11 protein-coding genes are annotated in these 11,006 nt (G+C 65.8%); 6 read left to right on the top strand and 5 right to left on the bottom strand.

Annotated features, from left to right (window positions below; all coding sequences use genetic code 11):
• Positions 1-284 precede the first annotated feature (284 nt).
• Positions 285-1,325, bottom strand: coding sequence for a tyrosine-type recombinase/integrase (locus UA74_RS15775; protein ID WP_075740962.1), 1,041 nt, complete (start codon positions 1,323-1,325; stop codon positions 285-287).
• A complete protein-coding gene (locus UA74_RS33605) occupies positions 1,325-1,516 on the bottom strand; it encodes an AbrB/MazE/SpoVT family DNA-binding domain-containing protein (RefSeq protein WP_232237783.1) in 192 nt (63 codons plus the stop codon). Before UA74_RS33605 ends, UA74_RS15775 begins: the two co-directional genes overlap by 1 nt.
• Positions 1,517-2,215: 699 nt before the next feature.
• On the opposite strand from UA74_RS33605, the gene UA74_RS31840 reads away from it, so the two are divergent.
• Both UA74_RS31840 and UA74_RS15765 read left to right on the top strand, forming a co-directional pair.
• Positions 2,216-3,085 carry a hypothetical protein gene (locus UA74_RS31840; protein WP_157434218.1) on the top strand — a complete coding sequence of 290 codons (870 nt, stop codon included), beginning with the start codon at positions 2,216-2,218 and terminating at the stop codon, positions 3,083-3,085.
• 585 nt (positions 3,086-3,670) lie between these two features.
• Positions 3,671-5,305 carry a transcriptional regulator gene (locus tag UA74_RS15765; protein WP_157434217.1) on the top strand — a complete coding sequence of 545 codons (1,635 nt, stop codon included), beginning with the start codon at positions 3,671-3,673 and terminating at the stop codon, positions 5,303-5,305.
• A 3-nt stretch (positions 5,306-5,308) separates the two neighbouring features.
• On the opposite strand, the gene UA74_RS15760 is transcribed toward UA74_RS15765, so the two are convergent.
• The 3 genes from UA74_RS15760 to UA74_RS15750 form a co-directional block, all read right to left on the bottom strand.
• On the bottom strand, positions 5,309-5,662 hold the full coding sequence (locus UA74_RS15760) for a signal peptidase I (RefSeq protein WP_075740960.1): 354 nt from the start codon (positions 5,660-5,662) through the stop codon (positions 5,309-5,311).
• Positions 5,659-7,260: a transcriptional regulator gene (locus UA74_RS15755; protein ID WP_075740959.1), complete on the bottom strand. Its 1,602-nt coding sequence runs from the start codon at positions 7,258-7,260 to the stop codon at positions 5,659-5,661. The genes UA74_RS15760 and UA74_RS15755 overlap by 4 nt, the downstream gene beginning before the upstream one ends.
• A gap of 147 nt (positions 7,261-7,407) precedes the next feature.
• Positions 7,408-7,794 carry a helix-turn-helix domain-containing protein gene (locus UA74_RS15750; protein ID WP_075740958.1) on the bottom strand — a complete coding sequence of 129 codons (387 nt, stop codon included), beginning with the start codon at positions 7,792-7,794 and terminating at the stop codon, positions 7,408-7,410.
• A gap of 169 nt (positions 7,795-7,963) precedes the next feature.
• On the opposite strand from UA74_RS15750, the gene UA74_RS31835 reads away from it, so the two are divergent.
• Genes UA74_RS31835 through UA74_RS15735 form a run of 4 tightly spaced genes read left to right on the top strand, consistent with a single transcriptional unit; the run spans position 7,964 to position 11,002 of the window.
• On the top strand, positions 7,964-8,179 hold the full coding sequence (locus UA74_RS31835; RefSeq protein WP_157442230.1) for a helix-turn-helix domain-containing protein: 216 nt from the start codon (positions 7,964-7,966) through the stop codon (positions 8,177-8,179).
• Positions 8,179-8,541, top strand: a complete 363-nt coding sequence (locus UA74_RS15745; RefSeq protein WP_075740957.1) for a WhiB family transcriptional regulator — start codon at positions 8,179-8,181, stop codon at positions 8,539-8,541. Before UA74_RS31835 ends, UA74_RS15745 begins: the two co-directional genes overlap by 1 nt.
• A complete protein-coding gene (locus UA74_RS15740) occupies positions 8,538-8,870 on the top strand; it encodes a hypothetical protein (protein WP_075740956.1) in 333 nt (110 codons plus the stop codon). Before UA74_RS15745 ends, UA74_RS15740 begins: the two co-directional genes overlap by 4 nt.
• Positions 8,867-11,002, top strand: coding sequence for an FtsK/SpoIIIE domain-containing protein (locus tag UA74_RS15735; RefSeq protein ID WP_075740955.1), 2,136 nt, complete (start codon positions 8,867-8,869; stop codon positions 11,000-11,002). Before UA74_RS15740 ends, UA74_RS15735 begins: the two co-directional genes overlap by 4 nt.
• The last annotated feature ends 4 nt before the right edge of the window (positions 11,003-11,006 follow it).

Genomic DNA, 11,006 nt, shown 5'->3' with positions numbered 1-11,006 from the left:
GACCGGGAAGATCGACATCAGAATGCAGAAAGCCCCGCTGACCTGGGCTTTCGCCTAGTTCAGCGGGGCTTCACGACCGTCGGAACGGCAGGATTTGAACCTGCGTCTCTTTGACCCCAGTCTGGGGTCAAAGAGACGCAGATCAGTGCCCTAGTGAGGTCTCCCGACAACTGTTCGCCGACGACGCTTGAGTCGCTCTCGTCCATGGTTGTTGCTTCAGTGTTGACAGAAAGAAATCCGCCAAGTGCCGGGCTTCCTGGTTGGCATTGATGTCGTTGTGGTGGTCATCGGCTGAGTGGGTGTGGTTCGTCGGTGAGGGCTGCAAGTGCGGTGGCGGTGTCGTGGGTGTCGGCGCGGACGTAGGTGGCGGTGGTTCCGGCGTCGCCGTTGGTGGTGGTGTGTCCGGCGTAGGCGCGGGCGGTGGCGTAGCCGAAGTTGCGTTCGACCCAGGTCAACGTGGTGTGGCGCAGCCAATGCGTCGAGATCTGTTGGGTGGCCACCCAAGACAGGTGTCGGCCAAGGCGGGTCCAGAGGTGGTCGTAGCGGCGGGTGGTGATGGGGCGGCCGTCGGCATAGCGCAGCAGCTGCTTCGCGGCTGGTGCGTGTCGGTCGTGGGTGTGTTGCTGGAGGTGTTCCATGAGGGTGGGGGAGACGGGTTGCCAGCGGGTCGTCTCGCCCTTCTCTCGCAGGAAGATGAGGCACTGGGTTGGGTCGAGGTCTTGGGGTCGTAGCGCGAGGGCGCCGCCCCTGCGGCAGGCGGTCTCGATGTGCAGCCGCAGGAGCAAGGTATCCAGAGCCGGATCGTTACCGGTGGTCGCGGCGACGTGGTTGATCTCAGCGAGTCGAGTGTCGGCGACCGCACGGCGGGTGGTGGGCAGGCGCCGTGGTTTGGGGACTTTGAGGGCGGGGTTGTCGGCTCGGGTGATCAGGCCGTCGTCTTCGGCATGTCGGTAGACACATCGCAGGGCGGCGATCAGATGTTCCCCGGCGCCTCGACCGCCTCGGGCGTTGCGGCGGGGGACGACATCGGCTCTGATGCGCACCACGAGCTGTTTGATCTCCGACGGGGTCGGCTCGTCCAACCGACGGTTGCCCCAGTGATGCAGGATTCGGTTCCAGTAGGAGCCGTAGACCCGCCGGGTGCCGTCGGTGACGGCGGCCGAGACGAGGGGGATGTACTCGGCGAACGTCGGTGACACCGACCGATTCGCCGGTGTCGCCATCAGGTCTTCCGGCGACAGCCCGAGGCGAGCCAGCAACAGCCGGGCGGCATCCACCTCAGCCGACGAGGCCGTGTTCGAGGAAGGCGAAGCGGAGACGGTCATCAGAGATCACCGCCGGACAACGCGGCGTGACGGGCGGCCAGCAGATCGTCCAAGACCGCCGGCGGGTGCACGACGAGTTGGTTTCTGCCGGGGTCGGCAGTCAACAGGACTCGATCGCCCGCGACCAGCCCCACCCGGTGCCGGATCGACGCCGGAACCCGAAGATGCCCTTGAACAGTGATCATCGACACGCCAGAAGCGGAGTGGTCGATCACTATCAGCCCGTCGCGGGCACACAGATCAATCCGCGTACCCGGCACCCAACCCAACGCCCGTAGGACAGAGCGGTCGGCAACACGACCCCGACTATCCACCGCAGCCATCCCGTACACCACGGTGCTACTACGCCGTACCGGAACAACCGGCAACGGAAACGCACGACGAACGCCCGACACGGCAGAACGAGAATCACAAGAAAGGGCACTCAACCCCGGAGACCCGAGATTCACCGGGCCGATCACAGCCCCACTCATGACGAACACCCCCGCCGAAAACGACGAGGGTGCGCCTCACAGACCACAACACAGTGCCCGAACACACTCAAACACTGAACACAAAACCTGGGCATAGCTGCCACAGAACTGTGTCCGAGGGGGGACTTGCGCACTAACCACACGGCTGTCTTTGGCCAGTTAGTCGGTGGTCCAGGGCGTTGCTGCCTCTACCTGGGTGGAGAGGCAGCTGTTTCTCCACGCGACTAGAGCGACGGACGACCGATGCCGGGTGACCACATGGAGTCATACGATCACTGTCTGCTACAGTCGGGTTAACTTGAGGCGAGTTTTATGGGGGTTTAAGTGGCTAAGAGATACTACAAAGCGGGTGTTCGGGAAGCGCTATTCATGCTAAGTCGTGGGCGATGCTACTTTCCTCAGTGCTCGAATCGAGTTATGAGCATCGTAGATAAAGAGCCTAGTATAAGTGTTCAAATTGCGCATATTAACGGCTTGAATCCGGGTAGTGCCAGATATGATCCGCTGCTGACGGTTCCTCAAAGAAATAGTTTCGGAAATCTCATTCTCCTGTGCTCGTCGCATCACGGCCCAGTGGATGACAAATCCAAGGAGCAAAAATATCCGAAAGCGCTCTTGATTGAATGGAAGCGTGCGCGTGAGGGGGACTACTCTACGCAACTGGCGGGTCTCGACGTGCTCGGAAAGCGCGACCTTGAGGAGATATTGGGAGGCGTCGTCGTAGAGGCAAAGGAGGATATTGCTAATTCCATCAATGAACTGGCAAAGATTAGTCAAAGTGCTGCGGAAAGTTTGAGAGAACTAGTTCGCGAAAGCTTCGAACGCCCGTACCTGGATTACGACGCAGTAGGTATCCTCGCTGAGTCTGCTTCCTACTTGCGGCATCTTCCCGACTCGGCTGAAATGCTTCTGGCTTCAGCGGGGGAACTTCGAAAGCTTGAGGATAATGTGGGCTCCTTGAATATGGCAGTTGAGAACTTCATGGAGATGCAACCATTCATCAAAGTCCTGAAAAATGCTTCCGAAGAAATGGCTGAATCTTCCTATGTTGCTGATCGAGTTCGGGAGGCAAGGGAGGAGTTAGAGGGGACTAGTGTAAAATTGACGTCCCTGGCTAGTGAAACGAGAGAATCTGTTGCCCTCATGGAGAGGAGCGGCGGGCCGATAATTCACCAGTACGATAATGGAAAGAATTGGAAGTATTTCAAGGCTGGTGTAATTGTGGGTGCCATAATTGTGGGCATCCTGGTGTATTTTGCAATGCGGGCGTTCGATGGTTCCCCGTGATGGATAAAGCGAGGGTTGACGTCAATTCATCTCTTGGAGATGAATCGAATGGGACGGATACGACATTTTCCTTCGAGCTGTCCTGCGTGTCCCGAGGCGTCGTTTGTAGCCGTGAGTGTGGCTGGTTGCTGATGGGACATGGCAACTCGGAGGCGGCTTAGTGGTGCTGATTGCCTGTAGGAAACATCTCCACCACTGGCACGCAGTCGCACTCCACGCCGCCCCGACATCGGCTGGTCAGCCAGGCGACGCAGCGTGCTCGTTGGGCGGCGGGGTTGTCCGGCGGGAGCAGTGGTGCCCACGGGTCGGAGGATCGATCGTCCGGGGTCTTCGCCATCGCGTCGGGCCTCCCGTCGAGTCGGGAGAACGCGGCCGGGGCGGGGTGTCGGTGTATGGCTGCCCGGCCGCGTTCCCGGTGCCCGACGGCTTGAGGCGGGCGCGAATGCCCTCCGTCGGTCACCTGTCCGACCAGCTCCTTTACAGCCCTGTCAGACTGAAATCATCATCACGTCAGCTCATGGTCAGCGGAATGACCTGAGTCGGACTTGATGACGACATCTACGGACCTACGGGGTGGGGTGGCTCGTGAGCGTGTACCGGACAGTGCTGGAGCAGAAGATCAAGGAGCGGCGGCAGTCCGTCGAAGAGTTCGCGGAGTTCGTCGAGACCTTCGCGCGTGAACACGGCGAGCCGGGCACGCTCAGTACACGGCACCTGCAACGGCTGCTCTCCGGGCACCGCGCGGATGGGGAGCCGCTCGGTCGGGTTCGCACGGTCACCGCACGCCTTCTCGAACGCATCTTCGGTCTTGACATCGATGTCCTGCTGTCCCCACCACGGGACACCCTCGGGACGGCCGACATCGTGGGTGGGACGGCGTTGCCGAGGACCGTTCACGTCCCCGAGACCGTGATGACTCGCTCCCACCCCGGTGATTTCGGGACCATCCCTGTGGATTTGTCCGCCGCGTTCGACTGGCTCGACACTCAATCCCGATGGACTCCGCAGACCACACAGGACCGGGTCACCGAGAGGCTGGCCGAACCGGGCGTGCGAACCGCGATCGCGGGGCGACTTCCCGCGCGAGTGGGACGTGGCGCACTGGCGGAGGCGATGGCGGCCTACTACGACCGGGCCGTTCCGGGGCACGGCTTCTATCGGACTCGGATTGACGGCCATGGAATCGACACAACCGTGTTCACCCGTCCGTCCTGGCTCGATCTGCGGTGCCCGCTCACACCGACCACGGACCTGCTTCGGCTGGATGCCGTGATGCCGGGGGCGCCCCGTGAACACGACGTGCCGCACTACGCCGTCGATCGGTTGGCCGAGGCCGTCATGGCGGGAGTCCGTGTCTCTGACCGCCCGGTGTATCGGCTGTTGTCCGTCGACGTTGAGCCCGCGCACATCGGCGGCTCGGTGGGGCTCGCCTCGTTCGTTGAATACGCCCTCACTCTGGACCTGTTGGAATCCGAGCTGTCCGACGCCGTCAGTCGCGGCGCGACGCCGTGTCATGGCAGCCAGCCGTTGCGGGACCGGTATCTTCCCTCGCTCGCCGGCATGCTTGACCTCGGTTCGCGGCTTTGCGTCGGCGGGGCCTTGGCGTTGTGTGCGATCGCGCGACCGGCCGATGCGTTTCGGGGACCCGCCGATTACGTGCTTCTCATTCAAGAACGCTCGACACAGGTGGTGAACGCCGCGCGTCGGCTGGCCGTCATCCCGAAGGGATTCCATCAGCCCTTGCGAGACTACCGGGCGGACACCCGCATCGGGGCGACGCTGCGTCGCGAGCTAGAGGAGGAACTGTTCGGGCACTCCGAGGTGGACAGTACCGAGGACGGCAATCGAGTAGCGAATCCGATGCACCCGAGCCGGCTGTCCGCGCCGATGCGCTGGCTGTCCGAGGAACCGGGACGGCTTCGGATGGAGTGCACGGGATTCGGCCTGAACACCGTCAGTGGGAACTATGAGTTCGCCAGCCTGCTTGTGATCGACGATGAGCGGTTCTGGACGCGCTTCGGTGGTGACATCGAGGCGAACTGGGAATCACGCAGCCTGCGGCAGTATTCCAGCCTGGATCGTGAACTGGTGGCCGTTCTCGCTGCTGACGAGTCGTGGAGCAACGAAGGACTCTTCGCGTTTGCCCAAGGGTTGCGACGGCTGCGGGAGATCGGCGGTGAGCGCGTCGATCTCCCGCAGATTGATGTCCTACCGGTGTGAGGATCAGGTGGGCAGCGACGGCCAGCGCACCGTGATGACCACGGAATCGGCGAGGGCTTCCCACGAGTGGTCGATGCCCGGTCCCCAGAGCACGTAGTCACCGGGCTTGGCCAGGGTGACACTGCCGTCGGTGAGATCCAGCCGGAATTCGCCCTGCACCATCAACAGCAGGGTCGTTCGCTGGTCGTCGGTGGTCCACTCGGCGCGCTTGTCGCCCGCCGGGTGGTTCGCCCATTTCACCTCGACGTCGGTCGTCGAGCGAATGTCCTTGGTGGGATTGATGAAGTGGCCGAGCAGCCAACCACGGGTCTCCTGGGTGTCATCGTTGGCGTTTCCGTGTTGCCAGCGGGCCGTCACTCCCGCACCTCCCAGTTCATCGCGGGCAGGTTCACGCGGTCCCCGCCGATCTCACTCAACCTCCGAAGGCCTTGCAACATTGCGAACAGGCCCTCATTGCTCCACGCTACCTCACCGATCAGCTCCGAGATCAATCCACTGTCCAGGCTCGAATACTGCCGAAGACCGTGCGATTCCCAGTTGGCCTCGATCTCACCGCCGAAGCGTGTCCAGAAATCTTCGTCATCCACGACGATCACTCCGGCGAACTCGAAATTGCCGCTGACGAGGTTCAGACCGAACCCCGTGCACTCCATCCGGAGCCGCCCGAACTCCTCCGACAGCCAGCGCATCGGGGCGGACAGTCGGCTGGGGTGCATCGGATCGGCTCGCCGTTGATCGGACACCGTGTTGTCGATGTCCTCTCGGCCGAACAGCTCCTCTTCCATCTCCCGCCGCAGCGTGGCACCCAGCCGGGCATCCGCCCGCACGTCGGTCATGGGCTGGTGGAAGCCCTTCGGGATGACGGCGAGCCGCCGAGCGGCGTTGACGACGTGGCCGGAGCGTTCCTGCACCAGCAAGACGTAGTCGGCCGGTCCGCGAAACGGGTCGGCTGGTCGCGCGATCGCGCACAACGCCAGCGTGCCGCCCGCGCAGAGACGTCCGGCGAGATCGAGTACCGAGGCGAGATCCGGCAGGTGTCGATCCCGCAGGGGGAGGCTGCCGGGCTCTACCGGTGCCCCGGTGGCGAGGGCGTCGACCAGTTCGCCTTCCAGAAGGTCCATGGTGCAGGCGTACTCGACGAAGCGGGACAGGGCGAGTGTTCCGCCGATGCCGCCCTGGTCGACGGCGGTCCCGGTCAGGCGATACAGCGGCATGTCGGTGAGCCGGATGTCGAGCGCCAGTGTCTCCGCGAGTCGGCGCACCCCGTGGTCAGCAGCCTCGGCATCCAGGCGAAGCGCGGCAGCCGGGGTGCCGTCTACGGCGAGGCGGTCCCCTCCGGTGGTCAGGGAACAGTTCAGGTCCAGCCAGCCCGGTCGGGTCAGGATGCTCGTCTCGGTCTCGGCGCCGCCGTCGTGTCGGACGGTGTAGCGGCCGTGATCCTCGACGACATCGCGGTAGTAGGCGGCCAGCGCGTGGGCGATGCGGCGCTGGTCGACCCTGCCGCGTCGGCTGCCTCGGTCCCGAAGCTCCCGGACGTCGAGTGCTGCCAGCCGCTCGGCGACCGCACGGCGTGCCGTGCCGGGTTCCCACCCCGCATGGTCGTCGAGCCATGCGAGCGCGTCGTTGATGCCGTGGTCGGAGTCCAGCCGCCGCAGCGCCTCGGCGGAGACCGGTTCGGCCTGTCGAGCGGGCTCGGCGGGAGAGAGCTGCGCGGGGGTCTCCGGCCGGGCGCTGAGCGCGGCGAAGCGCTCCCGCACGGCCTGGTCTGCTTGTTCCAACGTCGTGTCGAGGAGCTGTTGCATCTCCGGGCGGGGGCGAGTCGTCGACTTCTGATGCCAGCCCGCGACCGTGCGCACGGCGATTCCCAATCGGGCGGCGAACGACTCGTTGCTCAGGCGCAACGCGGCCTGTAAGGCGCACGCGCTCGCGCCGGTCCAGCCGGTCGGCCGCGCCATCAGCTCGTCCCCCCGAGATAGCCGTTCTGCGCTGCTTCTGCACTGGTCATGCATCGGAGTTGCACTGTCATCGCATGGTTTCGCAGGCGCATTCCGAGTGGAATCAATGGCATGAGAGAAACCCGATTCCGCCGCTCGAATTCACGGTCATTTCTTCGAGTCGCGGACGTGCTGTACCACCGTCGACAGATCGGTGTGCAGATCGTCGAGTCGTTCGGTGATCTCGGCAAGCCGGGTCTCGATGCCTTCCAGGCGCGACCAGACCGTGTCGGCCGGGTCGGTCACGGGTTCGTCCACTTCGGACGGCGTGCGGCCGTGAACGACGGCGTCCAGGTGTTGCGGGTGCCAGCCCAGCGTCACCGACAGGGATTCGAGGGTGCGCGGGCTGCGTCTGCGCTCGACGGTGTGGTGCTGAAGCTCGCGGACGATCGCCTGCGAGACGTGCGAACGCTCCGCGAGTTCCCGCTGGCGCCAGCCCAGCTCGTGCACACGCTCGTCAATCGCCTTGGCGACTGCCGCCCAGTCTTCCGACACCTATTCCTCCGCGCTCCGCCTCAGCGCCGAGATTAGCCGCTCCACGGTGATTCGCGAGACGACAGGGCGTTGTTCGCCAGCGCCCGTGACCTAGCGCTGCCTATTGCGCGCTGAAATCAGCACTATGTTGCTGATTTCAATACATCAGACTTCGTTGAGAGGTTTTCTCGTGGCTATTCGCCTGCCCGAATCCGGGCGAGAAACGCACTACTCCGTCCGTCAGACCGCCTGGGTTCTGAACGTCCAGCCCGCCCAGGTATCGCGCGCCGTTCGACTCGGCGCACTGCGTGCGCGGTGGCGCGACGGCTGTCCCCGAATCCCCGCGACCGAACTCGTTCGGCTGCTCGGCGAGCGCCACCTCTCCACAGACGGCGGTGACGCCTGATGACCGGCGACCAGTGGGACGACGTCCTTCGCTGCCTGGCCGAGTTCGACCCGGTGCCCTCCGACGTCCTTCGGCACGCCGTTGAGCGCGACGGCCTCTGCCACACGACGCACCGCGAAGGCGACCCGCCAGAACCCGACACCGCCGACGACCCGGATCGCGCGCTGGCCGCCCACTTCTGCGCGGGCTGCCCGGTCCAGGACGAGTGCCTGGCACTCGAACTTCACACCGCCGGGGCCGAGACCCACGGCATCTGGGGCGGCTTCGCCGAGGACGACCGGCGCGCGCTGCACCACATCTGGGCTCGACACCGCTTCGCCGACTCCGAGACCTCCGACCACGAAGGGGGATCACTGTCATGACCGCTCTCACCCTGACGCCGATCGAGGTCATGGCCGGACTCGGTGTGCTGATCGCATTCGCCTCGGTGTGGCGGGCGGGCGCACGACGTGCCCGTGTTGCGGCGGAGAAGGCCCAGACCGGCGGACGCCTGCTGTCCCTCACCGGGCGGGTGTTGTTCAACGCCGGGCTCATCGTGGCCGTGCAGTGGGTCGTGATGTCCAGCCGGGTACATGACGGCGTGGTGCTCGCGGCTCTGGCCGTCCCGGCCCTGTTCGCGGCCTACAGCCTGACCCGCGCCTTGACGGTCACCACGAAGGACCTGCCCCGCCGCCGGGGTGGTCGTCGATGAACGGAGAGAAGGAGAGGAAGCCGGGCGCCGCGCTGGACCGAACCTCGGCGGCCGGCCCGCCGGTTCCGTTTCGGGCTCGCGGTCGTCTGCTGGTCGCGCGGCTGGTCGACCGCACCCGCACTTCCCGACTGTTCCGGAGAATCCTCCCCACCCGGCGGGTGGGATGGCAGGCGGTCAAGGATGCCGTGACGTGGCTGCTTCGGTTTCCGCTGCGGATCGCCGGGGCGGTCGGCCGAGGCCTGCTGGCCGCGCTGCGGGCGTGGCGCCGCTGGGTACGGGTGCAGGACTACCGGGACGCGGTCGAGCAGGCCGAGAAGCTGGCAGAGAAGTTCGTCGAGATCCGCGCGCTGACGCTGTATCGCTGGCGCGTCACGGGGATCACGGCGCTCGCCGCTGTCGGCGGCCTGGTGGTCGTCGACCTCGTGGCGGGGCCGCCGGCGCTGTGGAGTGCGGTCGGGGCGGGCCTGCTCGCCCTGGCCGTGGCCGGCCGTCGGAAGGACGGCGCACCGGGCCGCACGGCGGCGCTGGGCGGACCGCGCACGCTCGCCTGGACGATGGATCCACAGGTGTTGGTCGACGCCTTCCGGGACGCGAAGCTGATCGGCCGAGACGAGTCGCTGCGGCTGGTCGAGCGCGCCACCCATAGTGGCGGCGGGTGGTCGATCACGGTCGACCTGCCCGCCACCCGCAAGGCGGCCGACGTGCTCAAGCATCGGGACGCGCTGGCCTCGGCGTTGGCGGTGGACGAGGTGCAGCTCGTGGCCGAGCGAGTGCGCGGCCGAGGCGGCCACGCCGGGCGGGTGTTCCTCTGGGTCGCCGACGTCGACCCTTACAGCGGTCCGCCGTTCTCCTCCCCGTTGGTGCGGGCGGAGACCTGGGACGCCTGGCGGCCGGTGCCCTTCGGGCGGGACGCGCGACGGCGCAAGGTCGACCTCCCGTTGGTGTGGACGTCGCTACTGGTCGGTGCGATTCCTCGACAGGGCAAGACGATGGCGGTCCGCCTGGCCGCAGCGGGGTTCATCCTGGACGCCTTCGCCCGGCTGTACGTCTTCGACGGCAAGGGCGGGAAGGACTGGCGGGCGGCCGAGGCCGTCGCCCATCGGTTCGTCTGCGGCGACGACCAGGCGCACGCCGAGGCCGTGCGAGACGGCCTGGTCGAACTCGTGGCGGAGGTGCAGTCCCGCTACGCGCGCATGGCCGAACTCGACGATGAGACGTGTCCCGAGTCGAAGATCACGCCGCAGCTCTCCCGTGATCCCGCCCATCGGATGCCGATCACGGCTGTGGTCCTCGACGAGGTGCAGGTCTTTCTCGACAACCCCACGAAGCTGACGATGGGGGAGCGGGGGACGACGCTCGGCGAGTACATCGCGGACCTGCTGGCCTACCTCGCTCGGAAGGGGCCTGCCGCCGGGATCATCGTCGTACTCGCCACGCAGCGACCCGACTCCCAGACCATCCCGTCTCGACTCCGGTCGGTGCTCGGCACTCGGTTCGCCCTGCGGGTGATGGACTGGCGGGACTCCAACATCGTGCTCGGCGACCAGATGAACACCCGTGGCTATGACGCCTCCACGCTGCTGCCGAGTCACAAGGGAGTCGGCATCCTCCGGCCGGGCGGGGAGACCGACGCGGGTGCGGACGCCGTCGCGTTGACGGTGCGGACCTTCTATCTGACGAACGCCGAGTGGCGGGCCGTCTGCACACGCGGCCGGGTGCTGCGGGAGATCGCGGGCACCCTGTCCGGTCACGCGGCCGGAGAGGACACGGTGCGCGGGATCGACTCGGCGGCCGTGACGGACGCACTCAGCGCGGGGCCGGTGAGCTGGAACGCCGAGCGGCTGCCCGAACCGTTGCGGGGTGTCGTCGAGTTCCTGGGCGAGGAACTTCGCCCCGGCGGTCGACGCTTCGTGCCGACCGCCGAACTCACCGACGCACTCGACGTGGAGCCGAGCGTGTTCGCCCGGCAGATGGGCGAACTGGGCTGCCGACCCACCCGGCAGTACGTCCCGGAGGGGGACGGCGTGCGGCGGGTGCGCGGGTACCTGACGGCGGAGATCCGGGACGCGGTCGACCGGGTACGAGCTGGTGAAATCAGCCCGACCGAGGATGATGTGGACGGTGAGGCGTGACCAG

This window comes from Actinoalloteichus fjordicus (genome assembly GCF_001941625.1).
Lineage (GTDB): Bacteria > Actinomycetota > Actinomycetes > Mycobacteriales > Pseudonocardiaceae > Actinoalloteichus_A > Actinoalloteichus_A fjordicus.
Note: the sequence above shows the minus strand (reverse complement) of the source record. Positions and strands in the feature narration are given on the sequence as shown.

Bases quoted from the DNA above. Each gene is read 5' to 3' on its own strand.
- UA74_RS15745 (WP_075740957.1), top strand. From the start codon at position 8,179: ATGACCGGCGACCAGTGGGACGACGTCCTTCGCTGCCTGGCCGAGTTC.
- UA74_RS15755 (WP_075740959.1), bottom strand. From the start codon at position 7,260: ATGGCGCGGCCGACCGGCTGGACCGGCGCGAGCGCGTGCGCCTTACAG.
- UA74_RS15735 (WP_075740955.1), top strand. From the start codon at position 8,867: ATGAACGGAGAGAAGGAGAGGAAGCCGGGCGCCGCGCTGGACCGAACC.
- UA74_RS15775 (WP_075740962.1), bottom strand. From the start codon at position 1,325: ATGACCGTCTCCGCTTCGCCTTCCTCGAACACGGCCTCGTCGGCTGAG.
- UA74_RS15740 (WP_075740956.1), top strand. From the start codon at position 8,538: ATGACCGCTCTCACCCTGACGCCGATCGAGGTCATGGCCGGACTCGGT.
- UA74_RS31840 (WP_157434218.1), top strand. From the start codon at position 2,216: ATGAGCATCGTAGATAAAGAGCCTAGTATAAGTGTTCAAATTGCGCAT.